Annotated in this window: 20 protein-coding genes; 14 read left to right on the top strand and 6 right to left on the bottom strand. The window is 66.0% G+C overall.

What is annotated here, in order from left to right:
- The 7 genes from AC3WK8_RS28430 to AC3WK8_RS28400 all read left to right on the top strand — a co-directional run.
- A partial coding sequence (locus tag AC3WK8_RS28430) for an energy transducer TonB family protein (protein ID WP_103326404.1) occupies positions 1-505 on the top strand: 505 nt, incomplete at its 5' end.
- A 39-nt stretch (positions 506-544) separates the two neighbouring features.
- Positions 545-2,251 carry a putative porin gene (locus tag AC3WK8_RS28425; RefSeq protein WP_103326405.1) on the top strand — a complete coding sequence of 569 codons (1,707 nt, stop codon included), beginning with the start codon at positions 545-547 and terminating at the stop codon, positions 2,249-2,251.
- Positions 2,252-2,268: 17 nt separating this feature from the next.
- The gene (locus AC3WK8_RS28420; protein WP_103326406.1) at positions 2,269-2,916 is read left to right on the top strand and encodes a DNA repair protein; all 648 of its coding nucleotides are present in this window, start codon (positions 2,269-2,271) and stop codon (positions 2,914-2,916) included.
- A gap of 19 nt (positions 2,917-2,935) precedes the next feature.
- A complete protein-coding gene (locus AC3WK8_RS28415; RefSeq protein WP_022644235.1) occupies positions 2,936-3,436 on the top strand; it encodes a YbjN domain-containing protein in 501 nt (166 codons plus the stop codon).
- On the top strand, positions 3,433-4,392 hold the full coding sequence (locus AC3WK8_RS28410; RefSeq protein WP_103326407.1) for a peptidylprolyl isomerase: 960 nt from the start codon (positions 3,433-3,435) through the stop codon (positions 4,390-4,392). Before AC3WK8_RS28415 ends, AC3WK8_RS28410 begins: the two co-directional genes overlap by 4 nt.
- A 177-nt stretch (positions 4,393-4,569) precedes the next feature.
- Complete coding sequence (locus tag AC3WK8_RS28405; RefSeq protein ID WP_053129155.1) at positions 4,570-5,547, top strand: LysR family transcriptional regulator; 978 nt, start codon at positions 4,570-4,572, stop codon at positions 5,545-5,547.
- A 72-nt stretch (positions 5,548-5,619) separates the two neighbouring features.
- The gene (locus tag AC3WK8_RS28400) at positions 5,620-6,129 is read left to right on the top strand and encodes a GNAT family N-acetyltransferase (protein ID WP_022644239.1); all 510 of its coding nucleotides are present in this window, start codon (positions 5,620-5,622) and stop codon (positions 6,127-6,129) included.
- A 142-nt stretch (positions 6,130-6,271) separates the two neighbouring features.
- Here the strand turns inward: AC3WK8_RS28400 and AC3WK8_RS28395 are convergent, their stop codons facing one another.
- Together AC3WK8_RS28395 and AC3WK8_RS28390 are read right to left on the bottom strand one after the other, a co-directional pair.
- Positions 6,272-9,364 carry a multidrug efflux RND transporter permease subunit gene (locus AC3WK8_RS28395; RefSeq protein ID WP_103326408.1) on the bottom strand — a complete coding sequence of 1,031 codons (3,093 nt, stop codon included), beginning with the start codon at positions 9,362-9,364 and terminating at the stop codon, positions 6,272-6,274.
- A gap of 9 nt (positions 9,365-9,373) precedes the next feature.
- Positions 9,374-10,528, bottom strand: coding sequence for an efflux RND transporter periplasmic adaptor subunit (locus AC3WK8_RS28390; RefSeq protein ID WP_053129161.1), 1,155 nt, complete (start codon positions 10,526-10,528; stop codon positions 9,374-9,376).
- 205 nt (positions 10,529-10,733) lie between these two features.
- Here AC3WK8_RS28390 and AC3WK8_RS28385 point away from each other — a divergent pair, with 205 nt between their 5' ends.
- From AC3WK8_RS28385 to nudC, 5 genes are all read left to right on the top strand, one after another.
- The gene (locus tag AC3WK8_RS28385) at positions 10,734-11,435 is read left to right on the top strand and encodes a response regulator (protein ID WP_022644244.1); all 702 of its coding nucleotides are present in this window, start codon (positions 10,734-10,736) and stop codon (positions 11,433-11,435) included.
- Positions 11,436-11,439: 4 nt separating this feature from the next.
- Positions 11,440-12,738, top strand: coding sequence for an ATP-binding protein (locus AC3WK8_RS28380; RefSeq protein ID WP_085598247.1), 1,299 nt, complete (start codon positions 11,440-11,442; stop codon positions 12,736-12,738).
- 93 nt (positions 12,739-12,831) lie between these two features.
- On the top strand, positions 12,832-13,608 hold the full coding sequence (locus tag AC3WK8_RS28375) for a class I SAM-dependent methyltransferase (RefSeq protein WP_085598246.1): 777 nt from the start codon (positions 12,832-12,834) through the stop codon (positions 13,606-13,608).
- Positions 13,609-13,739: 131 nt separating this feature from the next.
- Positions 13,740-14,552: a crotonase/enoyl-CoA hydratase family protein gene (locus AC3WK8_RS28370; protein ID WP_103326409.1), complete on the top strand. Its 813-nt coding sequence runs from the start codon at positions 13,740-13,742 to the stop codon at positions 14,550-14,552.
- 6 nt (positions 14,553-14,558) lie between these two features.
- Positions 14,559-15,389: an NAD(+) diphosphatase gene (gene nudC, locus AC3WK8_RS28365; protein WP_103326410.1), complete on the top strand. Its 831-nt coding sequence runs from the start codon at positions 14,559-14,561 to the stop codon at positions 15,387-15,389.
- On the opposite strand, the gene AC3WK8_RS28360 is transcribed toward nudC, so the two are convergent.
- Positions 15,357-16,136, bottom strand: a complete 780-nt coding sequence (locus tag AC3WK8_RS28360) for a TSUP family transporter (protein ID WP_103326411.1) — start codon at positions 16,134-16,136, stop codon at positions 15,357-15,359. The two genes, nudC and AC3WK8_RS28360, sit on opposite strands and share 33 nt — an antisense overlap.
- A 124-nt stretch (positions 16,137-16,260) precedes the next feature.
- Positions 16,261-17,496, bottom strand: coding sequence for an acyl-CoA dehydrogenase family protein (locus AC3WK8_RS28355; protein WP_022644249.1), 1,236 nt, complete (start codon positions 17,494-17,496; stop codon positions 16,261-16,263).
- Positions 17,497-17,828: 332 nt separating this feature from the next.
- On the opposite strand from AC3WK8_RS28355, the gene sfnG reads away from it, so the two are divergent.
- On the top strand, positions 17,829-18,914 hold the full coding sequence (gene sfnG, locus AC3WK8_RS28350) for a dimethylsulfone monooxygenase SfnG (protein WP_103326412.1): 1,086 nt from the start codon (positions 17,829-17,831) through the stop codon (positions 18,912-18,914).
- A 153-nt stretch (positions 18,915-19,067) separates the two neighbouring features.
- On the opposite strand, the gene AC3WK8_RS28345 is transcribed toward sfnG, so the two are convergent.
- Together AC3WK8_RS28345 and AC3WK8_RS28340 are read right to left on the bottom strand one after the other, a co-directional pair.
- Positions 19,068-19,547, bottom strand: coding sequence for a nuclear transport factor 2 family protein (locus AC3WK8_RS28345; protein ID WP_103326413.1), 480 nt, complete (start codon positions 19,545-19,547; stop codon positions 19,068-19,070).
- Positions 19,548-19,605: 58 nt separating this feature from the next.
- Positions 19,606-20,169 (bottom strand): TetR/AcrR family transcriptional regulator, encoded by a 564-nt coding sequence (locus AC3WK8_RS28340; RefSeq protein WP_103326414.1) that lies wholly within the window; start codon positions 20,167-20,169, stop codon positions 19,606-19,608.
- Positions 20,170-20,348: 179 nt separating this feature from the next.
- Here AC3WK8_RS28340 and pssA point away from each other — a divergent pair, with 179 nt between their 5' ends.
- A complete protein-coding gene (pssA, locus tag AC3WK8_RS28335; RefSeq protein WP_085598241.1) occupies positions 20,349-21,692 on the top strand; it encodes a CDP-diacylglycerol--serine O-phosphatidyltransferase in 1,344 nt (447 codons plus the stop codon).
- Positions 21,693-21,790 lie beyond the last annotated feature (98 nt).

Below are 21,790 nucleotides of genomic sequence, written 5' to 3'. Positions count from 1 at the left end.
GCCGGAGAAGCCCAAGGAGCCGGAACCGGTGGAGGAGAAAGTGCCGGAGCCCGAGCCCACGCCGACCCCCGAGGAGGTCAAGCCCGAGGAAGAGGCACCGCCATCGCCGGCGGACGACCTGGCCAACCCGATGCAGATCGATGGCGACGCCCAGGCGGGCGGCGACGCTTTCAACATCGGCGCCGGCAAGGGCGGCGGCATGGCTGGCTCCGGTGGCGGCGGCCTGGGCACCGGAACCTACAAGCAATACCTGGCGGCGACCTTCCAGCGCGCGCTGCGCGAGGATGCGGAGCTGCGCAAGAAGGCCTATTCGCTGCAGGTGGACCTGTGGCTGGGCGCTGACGGCCAAGTCACCCGGGTGCTGCTGGCCCACTCCAGCGGCGATGCCCAGACCGACGAACAGGTGCTGGCGGCGCTGCGGGCCACGCCGCGCTTGAAGGAGCGCATGCCGGCTTCCCTGACCTTGCCTGTGCGCCTGTCCCTCAAGGGCCGGCGTCCGGATTGATCGAACCCCTTTTGCAGTTTCTACAGGAGTTGTGTGCAGATGATTTCCACCCTGAATCGATTGACCCTGGCGCTCGGCATGGTCGCCCTGGGCCTGGCCGGGCAGGCCACGGCCGCGGCGGCCGCGCCTTCGGAGAACGCCACGATCAACCTGATCCGTTTGTTGGTGCAACAGGGGGTTTTGAAGCAGGAGCAGGCCGACGGCCTGATCGCCCAGGCCGAGAAGGAGGCCCAGCAGGCTCGCCAGGCCAACGCCGCGGTGGCTGCGGTGGCCGCCGGCGGACCTGCGGCCGCGCCGGGGGACGTGCGGGTGCAATACGTGCCGGCCATCGTCCGCGACCAGATCCGCGACCAGGTCAAGGCCGAGGTCATGGCCACCGCCAAGCAGGAGAACTGGGCCCAGCCCAACACCTTCCCGGACTGGATCTCGCGCATCACCTTCGATGGCGACATTCGCCTGCGCAATGAGTCGCGGTTCTTCGCCGACAACAACAGCAACGAGATCGTCGACTACGCCAAGCTCAACGACAGCGGCCCCTACGACGTCAACAAGGACACCAACAGCAAGCTGCCGCCGCTGCTCAACACCCGCGAGGACCGCGACAACCTGTTCCGCCTGCGGGCGCGCTTGGGGATGAAGGCGGTGATCTCGCCGGAATGGACCGCGGGTATCCGCATCGGCACCGGCTCGGACAACAACCCGGTATCCACCACCCAGACCCTGGGCGGCGGCTTCGGCAAGAAGGACATCTGGCTCGACCAGGGCTACCTGACCTGGAAGGCCACCCAGGACCTGACCCTGACCGGCGGGCGGATCGCCAACCCGTTCTATTCCACCGACATGCTGTACTCCAACGACCTGAACTTCGACGGCGTGGCGGCGATCTTCAACCACAAGCTCGACAGCGACTGGGGGCTGTTCGGCACGGTCGGCGCCTTCCCGGTGGAGTACACCAACGACACGTCCACCAGCAACGGCTTCGACAAGAACGAGAGCGACACCAAGTGGTTGTTCGGCGGCCAGATCGGCGCCAACTGGAAGATCAACCGCAGCAACAGCCTCAAGGGCGCCTTGGCCTACTACCGCTTCGAGGATATCGAAGGCCAGCGCTCCAGCCCTTGCACGCCCTGGGCCGGCGCCCCGGGTTGCGATACCGACGGTTCGCGGGTGGCCTTCATGCAGAAGGGCAACAGCGTGTTCCTGTTGCGCAACATCGCGCCCAACCCGGCCACTCCCGGCCTGACCCCGCAACCGCAATACGTGGGCCTGGCCTCGAAGTTCGATGTGCTGGACCTGAACCTTTCCTGGGACACCGAGCTGCCGGATGACCTGCGCCTGCGCACCCAGGGCAACTACATCCGCAACCTGGCCTACGACAAGGCCGAGATGCTCAAGCGCAGCGAAGGCCAGATCGTCAACAACATCAACCGCAATGGCGAGTTCGAGAGCGGCGGCAATGCGCTGATGCTGCAGTTCACCCTGGGTAATGCCCTGGAAATGAAGAAGGCCGGCGACTGGAACCTGCTGGCCGGCTACAAGTACATCCAGCCCGACGCCTTGCCCGACGGCTTCAACGACTCTTCGTTCCACCTGGGCGGGACCAACGCCAAGGGCTACTTCCTGGGCGGCAACTACGGCATCGACAAGAACATCTATGCCACGGCCCGCTACATGAGCGCCTCGGAAGTCTACGGGCCGCGTTATGAAGTCGACGTCATGCAGCTTGAACTCAATACGCGCTTCTAAGCGCAGGGAGGAAGGTTATGAACAGCCGGACGAGGGCAGGGGCCGTGGGCCTGTTGCTGGCCTGGGGCGTGCTGGCCAGTGTGCCCGCCGCTGCCGAAGGCATGGAAGAGCGCCTGCGCACCCAGTTGCGCAGCACTACCCAGCAGTTGCAGGCCCTGCAGAGCGAGCAGGCCCAGGCCGCCGCCGCGCGGCTGGCCGCGGAAAACGCGGCCAAGGAGGCCCAGGCCCAGGTCAAGCAGCTCACCGCCGAACTGGCCAAGAGCCGTGGCGTGGCCGAGCAACTGGCCGGCCAGCAGCAGAACCTGCAGAGCCAGGCCCAGGCCCAGGCTGCCGCCAACAGCGAGCAACTGGGCAAGTTCAAGAAGGCCTACGACGAACTGCTGGTGCTGGCCCGGGGCAAGGAGGCCGAGCGGGTCAAGCTGCAGGCGCAATTGAACGAACGTGACACACAAGTGCAGCAATGTGCAGTCAAGAATCAACGGATGTACGGCGTCGCCAAGGAAATCCTCACGGCCTACGAGAAGATCGACGTGGCCGAGGTGGTCAAGATCCGCCAGCCTTTCGCAGGTAGTGCTAGGGTCAAGTTCGAGGAACTGGCCCAGGGTTTCGGCGATGACCTGTACCAGACTCAGTTCGACGCCCCACGGGCGGCGAGCGCTCATTGATTACCAGGGAAGAACAGACATGACACAAGCAACCTTGATCACCAGCGTCACCACCGACAGCCTGACCGACCTGCTGCAAGGCGCCGGTTACCGGGTCAACCACACCGAGCAGAACGGTATCGTGCAATTGCTCAGCGCCAGCCAGGGCATCGGCTACGCCGTGCGCTTCGGCAACCCGGCGGCAGAGGCCGGGCACTACGTGGACTTCACCTATAGCTGTGCGTTGCGCGTCCAAGGCGAGTTGCCGGCCGGCCTGGCGGAGCTGTGGAACGCCTCGCGGCGCTTCGCCCGGCTGTCGTTGCAGGGTGAATTCCTGGTGATGGAAATGGACGTGGTGGTGGCCGGGGTCAGTGATACCCACCTGCGCAGCCAGCTGGAACTGTGGGACCGCCTGCTCCAGGAGTTCATCGTCTACCTGCGTGAATACAGCCAGCAGGCGGCCCAACTGCAGGCCCAAGCCCAGGTCGAGCCAGCCGGCACGCCGCAGGCCAGTGGCGCGGCAGAGGCGGCGGTCCTGTGAAGAAGCCGACCCTGGTGGTCGGTGCCGGGGCGCTGACCCTGCTTGGCCTGGCCCTGGGGCTGGCCTTGCGTCCGGGCAGCGATCCGGTGGCGGCCCAGCAGCCGGCCCCGGCGGCGCTGCAGCAGCAATTGGCGAATACCCCGGCGGTGGCGCGCCTGGGTAACCAGCAGGTGGCGGTGGCGGAGCTCCGGGCGCTGTTCGCCAGCCTGCCGGAGGAGGCCCGGGCTCAACTGCGCGACAATCGCCCGGCCCTGGAGACCTGGATCCGTTCGCGCCTGGCGCAGAAGGCGGTGCTGGAGCAGGCCGATGCCCAGGGCTGGCGCCAGCGCCCGGAAGTGGAGCAGCAAACCCGCGCTGCCACCGAGCAGATCGTCTTTCGCGACTACATGCAGTCGGTCAGCCAGGTGCCGGCGGACTACCCCAGCGCCGCCGAGCTGCAACAGGCCTACGATAGCGGCAAGTCGGCCTGGCTGACCCCGCCGTTGTACCGGGTCAGCCAGGTCTTCCTGGCGGTGCCCGAGCCCCAGGCGCTGGAGCAGGTGCGGCGCCAGGCCCAGGAGATCGCCAGGAAGGCCCAGGCCGCGCCCGGTGAGTTCGCCGCCCTGGCTGCGCAGTATTCCCAGGACCCGGACAGTGCCCGGCACGGTGGCGACTCGGGCTTGCAGCCCCTGCAGCAACTGGTGCCGCAGGTGCGTGGCGCCGTGGCCCGGCTCAAGGTCGGCGCGGTATCGGAGGTGGTGCAGAGCGCGGCGGGTTTCCATGTGCTCAAGCTGACCGAGCTGCAACCGGCGCGTACCGCCAGCCTGGACGAGGTGCGTGAGCGCCTGGTCCAGGCCTTGCGGGCCCAGCGCCAGGAGCAGATCGCCAAGGCCTATCTGGAGGGCATGCTCAACACCGCGACGCTGAGCATCGATGGCGCGGCGCTCAACCAGGCACTGGAGGAAAAAGCTCAGTAACCGGCCCGCGTGGAGCGGGGCCAGCGGCGGGCGCCATCTTGCGGGGCGTCGTGATCCGGTCCACGCGGTTTCAGGGCAGGGCAGGAAGTGGGATGTGGCGGGTGCCGTCACGGCCTGCTTGCTGCCAACACCGGCGCAAGCCAAGGACGCAACACTCAACAAGACAGGGAGTCACCGATGTCATTTCTCGAACCTGCTCCACACCAGGGCGTTGTTCCCTACAGTGTTCCCCAGGAACCCCGGGAAGCCTGGCTGGCCCTGGCGGCCGGGATCGATCCGGAGGTCGCCCAGTATTTCCTGGTGAGCGCCCGTTGCGGTTGCTTCATGCAGGCAGCCCGCAGCCTGAACATCAAGGCCACCTTGCTGCGCAAGCAGCTGGCGTTGCTGGAAGAGCACCTGCGGCGTGCGTTGTTCTGCTACCAGGGCAACGCCTTGAGCCTGAGCCGCGAAGGCCTGCAACTGCAGGCCCAGTTGATCGCCCTGGCCCACCAGCGGCGCCTGCCGGTGATCGAGCAGCCGCTGATTCGCCTGGCGGTGGCCGAGACCATCCTGCATGACATCCTGGGTCGCGACCTGATCGCCCTGTTGCGGCGCAACGCCAGCGCGCGCCTGGAAATCATCTCCATCGACAGCGACCTGTCGCTGCGGGCCCTGAGCGCCGACCTGGTGCTGTGGCTGGGGGCCGCCGACTCGCCCTTGCCGGGGCCTAGCTTCGCCATTCGCGAACCCATGCCCCTGGCGCGCATCGACTACCTGCCGCACATCGCCAAGCGCTACTCCCGGGTCGCGGCGCGCCCCGACAGCGTCGACGACCTGACCGACTACATGCTGGTGCAGTGGCAACACGACCGGCAGATCGAGCCCTTCCGCCCCTGGAACAGCCTGGTGGATTCGCGGCTGGCGGGGGTGGTGCACGTGCATTCCTATGAGCTGATGCTGGAGATGATCCGCTGCAGCGCCTGTATCGGCTTGCTGCCGCAGTACATCAGCCGCTTCGACCGGGGCTTGACCGCCTTGCCCGGGTTGTTCGGCGAAAGCATGCAGCGCCGCGCCTGGCTGGCGATGAACGCCCAGGTGCAGCACGAGGAAGAAGTCCAGCAACTGGTGGACCTGATCCTGCATACCTTCACCGAGCGCGAGGACTGGTTTGCCTGAGGGAGGCGCTCGTCATGGCTGGGCCCGGCGTTTTACACTCGATGGCCATTCCAACGACAAGGACGCCCCGTCATGCCCAGTTCTCCCGCCAGCATTGTCATCGAGCGTTTCAGCGAGGCTCATCTTGATGGCTTGACCGCGCTCTACAGTGAACCGACGGTGGCCAGCCAGACCCTGCAGATGCCTTACCAGTCCCCCGAGCTGTGGCGCAAGCGCCTCGGGCTGGACAACGAGCGGCTGGTGTCCCTGGTGGCCCTGCACCAGGGCGTGGTGATCGGCAATTGCAGCCTGGAGCAGATCGGGCGGGTGCGGCGCTCCCATTGCGCGAGCTTTGGCATGGGGGTGGCGCGGGCCTGGCAGGGCCAGGGCATCGGCAGCCGCCTGCTGGCGGCGGTGCTGGAGGTGGCGGACAACTGGATGAACCTGCGTCGGGTCGAGCTGACGGTGTACGCCGACAACCTGGCGGCCATCGGCCTGTACCGCAAGTTCGGCTTCGAGACCGAGGGCCAGTTGCGCGACTACGCGGTGCGTGACGGTCGCTACGTCGATGTGCTGGCCATGGCGCGCCTGCGCGATCGGTAGCTGCTACCGAACCTGCGAGGCAGCGACCGGGCGCATAGCGGCCGTGGAGCCGCGATCGGCCTGGTGCTCCGCTGGCGCCCGCTGCGCGGTTGTGCACAGCGGGCGCCAGCGGCTACTCCTGCCGCGAGCGGTCGTGTAGCGGTTAGCGCGAGTTGCGCTTCACCAGTTTCATCACCACCACGAAGAACACCGGGACGAAGATCACCGCCAGGGTCGCGGTGATCATCCCGCCGATCACCCCGGTGCCGATCGCCTGCTGGCTGGCGGAGCTGGCGCCGGTGGCGATGGCCAGGGGCACCACGCCGAGGATGAACGCCAGGGAGGTCATGACGATCGGCCGCAGGCGCAGGCGGGCGGCCTGCAGGGTGGCGTCCAGCAGGTCATGGCCCTCGTCGTACAGGCTCTTGGCGAACTCGATGATCAGGATCGCGTTCTTCGCCGACAGGCCGATGATGGTGATCAGGCCCACCTTGAAGAACACGTCGTTGGGCATGCCGCGCAAGGTCACCGCCAGTACTGCGCCGAGTACGCCCAGCGGCACCACCAGCAGCACCGAGGCCGGGATCGACCAGCTCTCGTAGAGCGCCGCCAGGCACAGGAACACGATCAGCAACGACAACCCCAGCAGCAGCGGGGCCTGGCTGCCCGACAGGCGCTCCTGCAACGACAGGCCGGTCCACTCCAGGCCCAGGCCGTTCGGCAGCTGGGCCACCAGGTGTTCGATTTCCTGCATGGCTTCGCCGGTGCTGCGGCCCGCTGCCGGCTCGCCGGAGACGTCGACCGCCGGGTAGCCGTTGTAGCGGGTCAACTGTGCGGGGCCCATCTTCCAGCTGGCGCTGACGAAGGACGACAACGGCACCATCTTGCCGGCGCTGTTGCGCACGTTCAGGCGCAACAGGTCCTCGACCTGGCTGCGTTGGTCGCCCTCGGCCTGGATCACCACCCGCTGCATCCGGCCCTGGTTGGGGAAGTCGTTGATGTAGGCCGAGCCCAGGGCGGTGGACAGCAGGCTGCCGATATCGCCGAAGGACACGCCCAGGGCATTGGCTTGCTTGCGGTCGATCGCCAGTTGCACCTGGGGTGCCTCGGCCAGGGCGTTTTCCCGCACGTTGGCCAGGATCGGGCTCTTTTGCGCGGCCTGCAGCAGTTCGGTACGAGCCTGCATCAGCGCTTCATGGCCGACGCCGCCACGGTCTTGCAGGCGGAACTCGAAGCCGCTGGAGGTGCCCAGGCCATCGATCGGCGGCGGCAGGATGGCGTAGGCCACGGCATCCTTGATTTCGCCGAAGGCTGCGGTGGCGCGCTCGGCGATGCTCATCGCCGAATCGTCGCGGCCCCGTTGCGACCAGTCCTTGAGGGTGGTGAAGGCTAGCGCCGCGTTCTGCCCGTTACCCGAGAAACTGAAGCCGAGGATGATGGTGCTGTCGCCCACGCCCGGTTCCGAGGCGTTGTGTGCCTCGATCTGTTCCACCACGCGGATGGTGCGGTTCTGGCTGGCACCCGGTGGCAGCTGGATATCGGTGATGGTGTAGCCCTGGTCCTCGACTGGCAGGAACGAGGAGGGCAGGCGCACGAACAGCAGCGCCATGACCACCAGCAACGCCAGGTAGATCAGCAGGTAGCGCCCGCTGCGCTTGAGCGCATAGGCCACGCCACCCTGGTAGCTGACGGTCAGGCGCTCGAAGCGGCGGTTGAACCAGCCGAAGAAGCCGCCACGCTCGTGATGCTCGCCGGCGGCGATGGGCTTGAGCAGGGTCGCGCACAGGGCCGGGGTCAGGGTCAGGGCCAGGAACGCCGAGAACAGGATCGAGGTGGCCATGGACAGCGAGAACTGCTGGTAGATCACCCCCACCGAGCCTGGCATGAAGGCCATGGGGATGAACACCGCCACCAGCACCAGGGTGATGCCGATGATCGCGCCGGTGATCTGCTGCATCGCCTTGCGCGTGGCTTCCCGGGGTGGCAGGCCCTCGTTGGCCATGATCCGTTCGACGTTCTCCACCACCACGATGGCGTCGTCCACCAGGATGCCGATGGCCAGCACCATGCCGAACATGGTCAGCACGTTGATGGAGAAACCCAGGGCCAGCATGGTGGCGAAGGTGCCCATCAGCGCCACCGGCACCACCAGGGTCGGGATCAGGGTGTAGCGGATGTTCTGCAGGAACAGCAGCATCACCAGGAACACCAGGACCATGGCTTCGAGCAGGGTGTAGAGCACCTTGGTGATCGAGACCTTGACGAACGGTGAGGTGTCGTAGGGGATCTTGTATTCCACGCCGGCGGGGAAGTAGCGCGACAGCTCGTCCATCTTTGCCCGGATCAGGGTCGCGGTGTTCAGCGCATTGGCCCCGGGAGACAGCTGCACGCCGACGGCGGTGGACTGCTTGCCGTTCAGGCGCGTGCCGAACTGGTATTCCTGGCTGCCCACTTCCACCCGCGCCACGTCGCCGATACGCACGGTGGAACCGTCGGGGTTGGCCTTGAGGACGATGTCGGCGAACTCTTCCGGGTTGCTCAGTTGGCCCTTGACCAGCACGGTGGCGGTGATTTCCTGGCTGGAAGGGCCGGGCAGGTCGCCGATGCTGCCTGCCGGTACCTGGGCGTTCTGCGCGGCCACGGCGGCGTTGACGTCGGCCGGAGTCAGGTTGAAGCCGATCAGCTTCTGCGGATCGAGCCAGATCCGCATGGCCCGTTCGGCGCCATACAACTGGGCCTTGCCGACGCCATCCAGGCGGCGGATCTCGTTCAGCACGCTGCGCGCCATGTAGTCGCTGAGCGCGACCTCGTCCAGGCGCCCGTCATTGGAGCTCAGGGTGATCAGCAGCAGGAAGCCGGCAGAGACTTTCTCCACCTGCAGGCCTTGCTGGGTCACGGCCTGGGGCAGGCGTGGCTCCACGGCCTTGAGGCGGTTCTGCACGTCCACCTGGGCCAGCTCCGGGTTGGTGCCCGGCTGGAAGGTGGCGGTGATGGTGGCACTGCCCAGGCTGCTCTGGGACGAGAAGTACAGCAGGTGGTCGGCGCCGTTGAGCTCTTGCTCGATCAGGCTGACCACCGACTCGTCCATGGTCTGGGCCGAGGCACCCGGGTAGGTGGCGGCGATCTCGATCTGCGGCGGGGCGACGTTGGGGTACTGGGCCACCGGCAACTGGGGGATCGCCAGGGCGCCGCCGATCAGGATGAAGAAGGCGACCACCCAGGCGAACACCGGGCGGTCAATGAAGAATTGCGGCATCTGTACTACCTATTGGCCTGGGTTCTGGACGTGCGCGAGGGGGGCGTCATCGATCTCGACCTGCTCGCCGGGACGGGCGTGCTGCAGCCCTTCGACGATGATCCGGTCGCCGGGCTTGAGACCGTCGGTGACTATCCAGCGGTCTTGCTGCACGCCACCCAGGTGCACCGGGTGCTGTACCACGCGGTTTTCGGCGTCAACCAGCAACACCTGGGCGATACCGGCGCCATCGCGCTGGATGGCCCGCTGCGGGACGCTGATGCCCTGGCGGTTGACCGCCTGCTCCAGGCGGACCCGGACGAAGCTGCCGGGCAGCAGGTCCAGTTCCGGGTTGGGGAACTCGCTGCGCAGGGTGATCTGGCCGGTGCCGGGGTCGACGCTGATATCGGTGAACAGCAGCTTGCCCGGTAGCGGATAGAGGCTGCCATCGTCCTGCACCAGGGTGGCCTTGGCCTGGTCCTTGCCGACCTGCTGCAGTTGGCCGGCGCGCAGGGCCCGGCGCAGTTCGTTGAGCTCGCGGGTGGACTGGGTCAGGTCGGCGTGGATCGGATCCAGCTGCTGGATCAGCGCCAGGGGCGTGCTTTCGCCCTGGCCCACCAGGGCACCTTCGGTGACCAGGGCGCGGCCGACCCGACCGGAAATCGGCGCGGTGACGGTGGCGTAGCCCAGGTTCAGCCTGGCCCGCTGCACCGCGGCCTGGTTGGCGGCGACTTCGGCGTCGGCCTGGCGCGCGGCGGAACGGGCGTTGTCGTATTCCTGGCCGCTGATGGCCTGGTCGGCGATCAGCCGCGAGTAGCGCTGCTCCTGCAGGCGGGCCTGGAACGCGGTGGCCTCGGCCTTGCGCAGGCTGGCCACGGCGCTGTCCAGGTCGGCCTTGAACGGCGCCGGGTCGATGCGGAACAGTACGTCGCCCTGCTTGACGTCCGAACCTTCGCGGAAGGTCCGTTGCAGCACCACGCCGGCCACCCGGGCGCGGACCTCGGCAATGCGCGGCGCGGCGATCCGCCCGCTCAATTCGCTGGTGATGGACAAGGCCTGGCTGCGCACGATCTCGGTGCGGACCTTGGCCGGCGCCGGTTTCTGTTCGCTGCCGGACTGGCCGCAGGCGCTCAGCGTCGCGGCCATGACCAGCAGGCAAAGCGGCGCGAAGAGTTTGTTCGACATACTGATACCCCAATGATGAACCCGGCATGCTAAGGGCATGGCGGTTAAGGCGCTGTGAAGCTGTGTAGCCGCTGTGTGAAAAAATGTGAAGCGCACGAGCCTGTCGGGGCCGCGTTGTATATGCTTGGCAACCTTGCTGCTAGTTCCCGGCGCATCTATGGATAACGCCGGTTCTTCGTATTTCTTCAATAAAGATTTCTCTTCCATGGCCAATATCCTCCTTGTCGAAGACGACCCCGCGCTCTCCGAACTGATTGCCAGCTACCTGGAGCGCAACGGCTACCAGGTCAGCGTCATCAGCCGTGGCGACCAGGTGCGCGAGCGGGCCCGGAGCAACCCGCCGGACCTGGTGATCCTCGACCTGATGCTGCCGGGCCTGGATGGCTTGCAGGTGTGCCGGCTGCTGCGGGCCGACTCGGCCAGCCTGCCGATCCTGATGCTGACCGCCCGCGACGACAGCCACGACCAGGTGCTGGGCCTGGAAATGGGCGCCGACGACTATGTGACCAAGCCCTGCGAGCCGCGAGTCCTGCTGGCCCGGGTCCGGACCCTGTTGCGCCGCAGCAGCCTGGGCGAGCCGCAGACCGCCAGCGACCGGATCCTCATGGGCAACCTGTGCATCGATCTATCGGAACGCACCGTAACCTGGCGCGACCAGTTGGTGGAGCTGTCCAGCGGCGAATACAACCTGCTGGTGGTGCTGGCCCGGCATGCCGGCGAAGTGCTGAGCCGCGACCAGATTCTCCAGCGCTTGCGCGGTATCGAGTTCAACGGCACCGACCGTTCGGTGGACGTGGCCATCTCCAAGCTGCGACGCAAGTTCGACGACCACGCCGGCGAGGCGCGCAAGATCAAGACCGTCTGGGGCAAGGGCTACCTGTTCAGCCGTTCCGAGTGGGAATGCTGAACCCATGCTGCGCATCCTGGTCCGGCTGTACCTGATCACCATCGTGGCCTTCAGCGCCGCGATGTACCTGGTCCCTGACCTGGTGATCAAGGTGTTTCACCAGCGCTTCATCGATTACAACCTGACCAAGTCCCGGGGTTTGCAAGAACTGATCGCCAGGCAGTTCCGCGCCCAGCCCCCGGCGCAATGGCCGGCGCTCGCCCGGGAGATGGACGAGGACTTTCGCCCATTGCAGGTGGCCCTGGTACGTATCGACGACCCCGATTTCAGTGCCGACGAACGGGCCCGCCTGCTGGCTGGCAAGAAGGTGGTGCGGGTTGGCGACTGGGGCTCGCGGACCCTGGCGGTGTCGCCGTTGCACGACCAGTTGGCGGTCAAGCTGGTGATGCCGCCGGACCCGCTGGACGTCAACCTGCTGTACTGGAGCATCAACGTCCTGATCGGTGCGGTGCTGCTGGCCTGCCTGCTGTTGTGGGTCCGGCCCCACTGGCGTGACCTGGAGCGCCTCAAGCGCACCGCAGAGCGCTTCGGCAAGGGCCACCTGGACGAGCGTACGCAGTTGCCGGCCAGCTCCAACATCGGCAGCCTGGCCCATGTGTTCGACACCATGGCCGGCGATATCGAGCAACTGCTGAACCAGCAGCGCGACCTGCTCAATGCGGTATCCCACGAATTGCGCACGCCCCTGACCCGGCTCGACTTCGGCCTGGCCCTGGCGTTGTCCGACGACTTGCCGGCAGCCAGCCGTGAGCGCCTGCAAGGGTTGGTGGCGCACATCCGCGAGCTGGATGAGCTGGTGCTGGAGCTGCTGTCCTACAGCCGCCTGCAGAACCCGGCCTGCTTGCCGGAGCAGATCGAGGTGGCCCTGGATGAGTTCATCGACAGCATCCTGGGCAGCGTCGACGACGAGCTGGAATCGGACCTGGTCATCGACGTGCTGCTGCACGGCACCCTGGAGCGCTTCATCCTGGACCCGCGCCTGACTGCGCGGGCCCTGCAGAACCTGTTGCGCAACGCCACCCGTTATTGCGAGAAGCGCATTCAGGTCGGGGTGCTGGTCAGCGACCAGGGGTGCGAGATCTGGGTCGACGATGACGGTATCGGCATCCCTGACGACGAGCGCGAGCGGGTGTTCGAACCTTTCTATCGCCTGGATCGCAGCCGCGATCGCTCCACTGGTGGTTTCGGCCTGGGCCTGGCCATCAGTCGCCGGGCCCTGGAGGCCCAGGGTGGCACCTTGACGGTGGAAGCCTCGCCACTGGGCGGCGCGCGGTTTCGCCTGAGCCTGCCCACACCCCGTTGAGGAGCACGGGCATAGCTGACATTTGTTTCATCCCGGTCGTGGCCGGTGAGGGTTTATCCTCAAGCGCCAGCATCCGTGACCAGGAGGTGTTCCGTGAACGATCAGCCCATTCACCATGCAGCGGCCGACGGCTACCAGCAGGCTGCCGACACTTATGTCCGGGGACGTCCCGGTTATCCGCCGGAACTGGACCCCTGGCTGCGCCAGGCGCTGGGCCTGCGCGCGGGCAGGGTAGTGGTGGACCTGGGCGCCGGCACCGGCAAGTTCACTGCGCGCCTGGCGGCCACCGACGCCCAGGTGATCGCGGTGGAGCCCGTGGCGCAGATGCGTGCCCGGCTGGCCCAGGCCCAGCCCGAGGTCCAGGTCCTGGAGGGCAGTGCCGAGGCGCTGCCGCTGCGCGATGCCTCGGTGGATGTGGTGGTCTGCGCCCAGGCCTTCCACTGGTTCGCCAGCCCTGGGGCCCTGGACGAGATCCATCGGGTACTCAAGCCGGGCGGCCAGCTGGCGCTGGTGTGGAACCAGCGCGATGCACGGGTACCCTGGGTGGCGCGCCTGGACCGCATCGTCAACGCCCTGCAGGGCGATACGCCGCGCTACTACACCGGAGCCTGGCGCCAGGTCTTTCCCCACCCCGGCTTCGGCCCGTTGCAGGAAGAGCATTTTCGCCATGGACACCATGGCCCGGTGGAGGACGTGCTGTTCAATCGCGTGCGTTCCACCAGCTTCATCGCCGCCTTGCCCCAGGCCGGGCGCGACGAGGTGGACCGGCAGATCGCCGCGCTGATCGCCAGCGAACCCCAATTGCGGGACAAGGCCGAAGTCACGGTGCCCTACGAGACCGCGGCGTTTCGCACGGCGAAAGTGGGCTGAGCGGTTGCGCCATCACTGGTGGGGCAGGGCCTGTGCCAGTCCCGCTTTTGGCCAATGCGCTGCCTTACGGGGCGCGCTTGCCACTTGCTATAGTTCGGCCCTCATCTGCTCACCAGAAAAGGATCGCTGCCATGTCCGAATACCAAGCCTTTCGCGTCGAACTCGCTGACAACATCGCCCATGTGCAGATCAACCGCCCGGAAAAGATCAACGCCATGAACGCCGCGTTCTGGCGTGAGATCGTCGATATCTTCCAGTGGATCGACGAGACCGACGCGGTGCGAGTGGTGGTGCTCAGCGGTGCCGGCAAGCACTTTTCCTCTGGCATCGACCTGATGATGCTGGCCGGATTCGCCAACGAACTGGGCAAGGACGTGGGCCGCAATGCCCGCCTGCTGCGGCGCAAGATCCTCGAGCTGCAGTCCTCGTTCACTGCCGTGGACAACTGCCGCAAGCCGGTGCTGGCGGCTATCCAGGGCTACTGCCTGGGCGGCGCCATCGACCTGATCAGCGCCTGCGACATGCGCTATGCCGCGGCCGACGTGCAGTTCTCGATCAAGGAGATCGATATCGGCATGGCCGCCGATGTCGGCACACTGCAACGTTTGCCACGTATCATCGGTGACGGCATGCTGCGTGAGCTGGCCTACACCGGACGGACCTTCGGCGCCGAGGAGGCGCGCCAGATCGGCCTGGTCAATCGCACCTATGCCGACGCCTCCGGCCTGCTGGACGGGGTCATGGAAATCGCCCGGGAGATCGCCGCCAAGTCGCCGATCGCCGTGACCGGCACCAAGGAAATGCTCAGCTACATGCGCGACCACCGCATCGACGATGGCCTGGAGTACGTGGCCACCTGGAACGCCGCCATGCTCCAGTCCAATGACCTGCGCGTGGCCATCGCCGCCCACATGAGCAAACAGAAACCCGAATTCCTGGACTGACTGAAGATGATTGCACGCTGGACCACCGCAGTACTGGATACCGACCTTCCCGGCGGCTGGGCCGTGGCCCGTGGCCCGGAAGGTTTTCTCTACGACGACAACGGCGTGCTGTTCCCCCGGCACTGGCTCAAGAACCAGGACCTGCCGGTGCTGGCCGAGCATGGCATCGGCCACCTCGATGGCGAGCCGGTGTACCTGCTCGAGCTCGCTTCCCGTGCCCAGGTCCAGGGCTGCGGCTGGAAAGGCCTGCGGGCCTTCATGCTGGAGGGCGACCACACCCTGTACAAGGTGCTGGGGTACGCCGCGCAGATCGGTACCTGGGCTCGGGAACATCGCTTCTGCGGCAGTTGCGGCCAGCCCATGGCACAGGTGCGGGGGGAGCGTGCGATGTACTGCCAGAGCTGCGACCTGCGGGCCTATCCGCAGATCTCGCCGAGCATGATCGTGCTGATCACCCGGGGCGACGAGATCCTGCTGGCCCGTTCGCCACGCTTCGTGCCCGGGGTCTACAGCACCCTGGCAGGTTTTGCCGAACCTGGTGAGTCGGCGGAGGATTGCCTGGTGCGCGAGGTGCGCGAGGAGGTGAGCATCGAGGTGCGCAACATCCAGTACGTGGGCAGCCAGTGCTGGCCGTTCCCGCACTCGATGATGCTGGGTTTCCATGCCGAGTACGCCAGTGGCGAGATCCTGCCCCAGGAAGACGAGATCGAGGATGCCCAGTGGTTCAACGTGCATGCGCTGCCGCCGTTGCCGGCGTCGCGCTCGATTGCCCGCTACCTGATCGACCTCTATGTGGCGCGTCGCTTAGGCCACGCTGAACCAGTGCTGCCAGGCTAGGCGCACGGTCAAGCCCAGCACCACGGTGATGAACACCGGGCGAATGAACTTGGCACCACCGCTGATGGCGGTGCGTGCCCCGAAGAACGCCCCGACCATCACCGACAGGCCCATGCTCAGGCCGATGATCCAATCCACCTGCCCGGAAAAGATGAACACCGCCAGCGCCGCGATATTGCTGACGAAGTTCATACTGCGCGCCACGCCGCTGGCCTTGACCAGGTCGATGGGGTAGAGCAGCAGGCTGCTGACGGTCCAGAACGCCCCGGTGCCCGGACCGGCCACGCCGTCGTAGAAGCCCAGGCTGAAGCCCTGGGTCGATTGCCATTTCTTCTTGATCGGTGCCTCGCTGTCCAGCGGGGCCTTGGGCGTGCCGCCGAACAGCAGGTACAGGCCGCAGGCGAAGACGATCACCGGCAGCATCTTGTTCAGCCACTCGGCGGGCAGGTAGTGGGCGACTATGGCCCCGGTCAGGGCGCCGACCAGGGTGCCGACGATGGCATGCATCCATTGCCGGGGGTGGAACAGCTTGCGCCGATAGAAGGTGAAGCTGGCAGTGGCCGAGCCGAAGGTCGAACTGAGCTTGTTGGTACCCAGCACCAGGTGCGGTGGCAAGCCTGCGGTGAGCAGGGCCGGGGTGGTGAGCAGGCCGCCACCGCCGGCGATGGCATCGATGAAACCGGCGATGAAGGCCACTAAGGCGAGGATGGCGAGGGTGGTCAAGTCAACGCTGAGATCGAAAGGCATGGATTCGGCTTATTCGGCGGGAGCGCAAGGGGCTGCGCGAAAGGCCGATATCTTACCTGCATCGCGCGCCGCCGCGCGACTGCGACCAAGGTCCTGCTGCCGCCGTTGATGCGTACGCAGCGCCTCAGCTTTTCGGGCCGTTGCCGACCTTCCAGGCGAACGGCGGCTCGTTGCCATTGATCTGCCAATCGCCGACGATCCGCGCCTTGTAGATCGCCGGATTGTGCGATGACACGGTTCGCGCATTACGCCAATGGCGGTCCAGGGCCTTGCCCCGGCGCACGTCCGAAGCCCCGAGGGCATTGAACAGCTCACTGGTGGCACGCTGGATCAGTTCGGTGACGGCGACCTGGGCCGTGGCCGACTCCAGTTCCGCCGCCAGGTTGGCTGCCTGTTCCTGCTCCGGGTCGCCGGCGAACCGCGCCAGGTACGCACGCTGTGCCGGCCGGGCGGCCCGCAGGGTGGCGGCTTCGGCGACATACACCAGGGCGGCGATCTCGCCCACCACCTGCTGCACCTGGGCATCGGCGCTGGCTTGTGGCGCGTTGCCATGGCTGTAGACGCGCTGGCGCTGCCGCACCTCATGGGCCACATCGCGCAGCGCCGCGCGGCCGATGCCGGCCAGGGTCGCCAGCAGGACCAGTTGGTAGAAGGCGGTCTGGTACTTGAAGCGAGTGGCGAAGTCGATGACGTTGCCGGCTTCCACTCTGGCCTGGGTGAAACGCGCCGTGCCGCTGCCGGTGGTGCGCTGGCCGAAACCGTCCCAGTCGTCGCTTTGCTCGACGCCCGGCTGCCGGGTGCGAACGGCGGCGATCACGTTGTCACCGGTGTCGCTGCGCTGGGCGTAGACATCGATCCAGTCGGAGAAGATGCTCCCGGTGCTGTAGAACTTCTCGCCGTCGAGCCGCCAGTGCTCGCCGTCCGGACTGACCTTGGTCAGCACTTGGCCGATCTCCACCGCGCCGATCTCGGTCCAGGCGCAGCCGACGATGTCGCCCTCGACGAACCGCTTGAACCACAGGTCGCGCCCCGGGCCCGGGGTGGCGTTGAGCCGGTCCTCGGCAAAGGCGAAGTGCCCGCGCAGGGCCTGGGGTACGTTGGCGTCGGCCTCGGCCAGCTCGATCAGCAACTGGAACAGCTGGGGCACGGAGGCGCCAGCGCCGCCGTAGGCCACTGGCACCCGCACCGCGCCGAACCCCGCCTCCTTGAGCCAGCGGATGGGTTCGTAGGGCAGCTCGCGCTGCTGCTCACGCTGTACCGCACCCTCGGCGATACGCTGGAAGATCGGCCGGAAGCGCTCGGCCAGGGGCTCGTAGTCGACCCCTGTGGACAATGGATTGATCACCTGGTGTTCGGTCATGGCAAGGCTCCGCAATCGGCAGGAAAAGACAAAAGGTCCTGCTGGTGATTGCACACAGCGTGCCGACTGTCATGGCTGCGGTTTTGCTGGCCGGCCCGTGCCCGGTCCGGCGGTAACTGTTGCCCTGGCAACAGCCCAGCAACAAATCGCTGTCCGCGGTACTTCCCACGCGCTGTGCCGATCCGTGAAAGCCACCCATGGAGCGCAGGCTCGTGTAGTCGCTGCCGCAGGCTGCGCACGGGCGCGCAGTGGCCGCCATGTGAGGCTGTGGCGGGGTTGGCACATATGCTGCTCGGGGCCTGGGTACCTTTCCCAGTCCCGAGGACCGAACCATGAGTCGGCAATCCGTGAAATTCGCCTATTGGGTGCCCAATGTCAGCGGTGGCCTGGTGGTCAGCAAGATCGAGCAGCGTACCCACTGGGGCATCGACTACAACCGCAAGCTGGCGCAGATCGCCGAGGCCGCCGGTTTCGAATACGCCCTGACGCAGATCCGCTTCACCGCCGGCTACGGTGCCGAGTACCAGCATGAGTCGGTGGCTTTCAGCCATGCGTTGCTGGCCGCCACCAGCAAGCTCAAGGTGATCGCGGCGATCCTGCCCGGGCCCTGGCAACCGGCGTTGGCGGCCAAGCAATTGGCGACCATCGACCAGCTGACCGAAGGGCGCATCGCGGTGAACATCGTCAGTGGCTGGTTCAAGGGCGAGTTCCAGGCCATCGGCGAGCATTGGCTGGAGCATGACGAGCGCTATCGCCGTTCCGAGGAATTCATCCGCTGCCTGCGTGGGGTGTGGAGCGAGGATCACTTCACCTTCAGGGGCGATTTCTACCGTTTCGACAGCTACAGCCTCAAGCCCAAGCCCCTGGGCCAGCCCGAGATCTTCCAGGGCGGCAGTTCCCGGGCGGCCCGGGACATGGCCGCCAGGGTCTCGGATTGGTACTTCACCAACGGCAACAGCGTGGAGGGGATCAAGGCCCAGGTGGAGGACATCCGTGCCAAGGCCGCGGCCAACCAGCATCAGGTGAAGATCGGGGTGAATGCCTTCGTGATCGCCCGGGATACCGAGCAAGAGGCGCGGGCGGTGTTGCAGCAGATCATCGACCAGGCCGACCCGGAGGCGGTCCGGGCCTTCGGCGATGCGGCCAGGCAGGCCGGCAAGGCTTCGCCGGAGGGCGAGGGCAACTGGGCCAAGTCGAACTTCGAGGACCTGGTGCAGTACAACGATGGTTTCAAGACCAACTTGATCGGTACGCCGGAGCAGATTGCCCGGCGTATCCTCGAACTCAAGGCCGTGGGGGTGGACCTGGTGCTGGCGGGTTTCCTGCACTTCCAGGAGGAAGTGGAGTACTTCGGCCGCCGCGTGTTGCCCCTGGTGCGCGAACTGGAGGCCCAGGCCGGGCAGGACGCCGCGGCCTGAGGCGTTGAAGGCCCTGCGTGCTGGGCGTAGCCGTTGCCGCAGGCTGCGCATGGCCCGCAGAGCCACAAGGGGCTCTGGAGCATTGCAGGCCTGACGGCCTTGTCGCTCGCAGCCGCGCAAGCTCGGCAGCGGCTTGTAGCTCGACTATCGCGATTACAGGCCCAGCTCCGAGAGGCCTGGGTGATCGTCCGGGCGCCGTCCCAGGGGCCAGTGGAACTTGCGTTCGCTGGCCTTGATCGGCATGTCGTTGATGCAAGCGAAACGCCGGGCCATAAGCCCCTGTTCGTCGAACTCCCAGTTCTCGTTGCCATAGGAGCGGAACCAGTTGCCCGAGTCGTCGTGCCATTCATAGGCGTAGCGCACGGCAATGCGGTTGTCGGTGAAGGCCCAGAGTTCCTTGATCAGCCGGTAGTCCAGTTCCTTGGCCCACTTGCGGCTGAGAAAGGCCTTGGCCTCCTCGCGGTTATGGGCGAATTCGGCGCGGTTGCGCCATTGGGTATCCAGGGTATAGGCCAGGGATACCCGTTCCGGATCCCGGGAGTTCCAGCCATCTTCGGCCAGGCGGATCTTCTCGATCGCCGACTCGCGGGTGAAGGGGGGAAGCGGTGGACGCACTTGCGGGTTAGACGACATGACCTGTCTCCAGTGAAAGTTGCTGTTGCAACTAAGAAGTCGCTCAGGTTGCGGGTAATCAAAGGTCCAATAACTTACGCGCCATGCATTGCGCATTATCGGCGGCACTGTGATCGCCCATGACCAGGGCAACGGTGATGGCGCCATCGATCAGCACCAGCAGCTGCGCCGCCAGTTGTGCCGGATGTGCTGCGCCATGTTCCTGGCAGAGCTCGAGCAGGTAGTCGAGCAGTTTCTGTTTATGGCGGCGGGCTACCTGGCGTACCGGGTCTTGCGAGTCACCGGTTTCACCGCTGGTGTTGATGAAGGCGCAGCCACGAAAGCCTTCGCTGGCGAACCAGCCCTTGAGCACGCTGAACAGTGCCAGCAGGCGCTGGGCCGAGCCCTGGGCCTTGTCCACCTCGGCGCGGTACCAGCGCATCCAGCGCTCGTCGCGCCGTTCGAGAGCGGCCACCACCAACTGCTCCTTGTTGTCGAAGTAGCGATAGATGCTCTTGCGCGAAACGCCGGCGGTCTTGACCAGAAGATCCATGCCAGTGGCGGCGATTCCACTTTTATAGATCAACTTCTCGGTGACATCGAGAATGATGTCGCGTGTTTCGGAGTGAGTGATTTCGTTCATGCGGCAGAGAGTAGAACGATCGTTCTCCTTGGTCAATATGTTATTCCGAACTGGCCTCCGAGCGACGCCAAGTCCCTTCGGGACAGACAGTTTGAGTGTCATATGAGACAGACAGGGGACTGCGCCCGGTCCATGGTGTAAGCTCTTGCGCTCTTTCGGATTCGAGCCACCGCGAGCCCATGCCGTTGCTTTTCAAACGTACCCTGCTACCCAAGCTGCGCAGCTTCCCCCTGGCCGCCGAGGCCTTCGCCACCCTGCGGGGTGCTGCGCAATTTCGTCAGACCCTGCTGGAGCAGATTGCCCAGGCGACCCGGCGCATCTATATCGTCGCCTTGTACCTGCAGCAGGATGAAGCCGGCCAGGAAATCCTCGAAGCCCTGCACGCCGCCAAGGCTGCCCGTCCGGAACTGGACGTGGTGGTCGTGGTGGACTGGATGCGTGCCCAGCGCGGCCTGATCGGTGCCGGCAAGCAGCCGGGCAACTCGGCCTGGTACCAGGAGATGACCCGCAGCCATGCCAGCGTGGTCCCGATCTACGGCGTGCCGGTGCAGACCCGCGAGCTGTTCGGGGTGTTGCACCTCAAGGGCTTCGTGATCGACGACAGCGTGCTCTACAGCGGCGCCAGCCTGAACAACGTGTACCTGCACAAGCTCGACAAGTACCGCTTCGACCGTTATCACCTGTTGCATAACCGCGAACTGGCCGACTCCATGCACCACCTGGTGCAGCACGGCCTGGTGGAGTCACGGGCGGTGCATCGCCTGGACCTGCCCAAGCCACCGACCACCCGCAGCCTGCGCAACGATATCGGCGACCTGCGCAGCCGTCTCAAGCATGCGACCTACGACACCGCCGCCGGCAGCCTGGACAAGAGCGGGCTGACGGTCAGCCCGCTGCTCGGGGTGGGCAAGGGCAACCGGTTGAATCGGGTGATCTGCGAACTGATGGCCGGGGCCCAGCGCCAGCTGACCATCTGCACCCCGTACTTCAACCTGCCGTTGCCGGTGGTGCGCGAACTCAATCGCGCCCTGGAGCGTGGGGTGAAGATCGATATCGTGGTCGGCGACAAGACCGCCAACGACTTCTTCATTGCGCCCAGCGAGCCGTTCAAGGTCATTGCCGCGCTGCCTTATCTGTATGAAATCAGCCTGCGGCGTTTCGCCAAGCGCTATCAGAAGTTCATCGACAATGGGCAGTTGAACCTGCACCTGTGGCGCGACGGCGACAACACCTATCACCTCAAGGGGCTGTGGATCGACGAGCGCTATACCTTGCTCACCGGCAACAACCTCAATCCGCGGGCGTTCCGCCTGGACCTGGAAAACGCCCTGCTGCTGGACGATCCCAAGGGCGAGTTGCTGGAGCCGCGGCGTGCCGAGCTGGAAGATATCTACCGCCATACCCGGCGCATCGAGCACTTCCAGCACCTGGACAGCCTGGCGGACTACCCGGAGGCGGTGAGCAAGTTCCTGCGTCGGGTCAGTCGCGTGCGTATCGAGCGCCTGCTGTACCGCATCCTCTGATCTGTCGCCGCCAGGCCCTGCCGGCGGCGAGTATCACCGTGTCCCATGCGTGGCATGCGGGCTACACGAAGCTCCAACCCCTGGCCGCTGTCGAGCCT

This window comes from Pseudomonas sp. FW507-12TSA (genome assembly GCF_058781435.1).
This window is presented reverse-complemented; position numbering and strand designations above follow the sequence as displayed.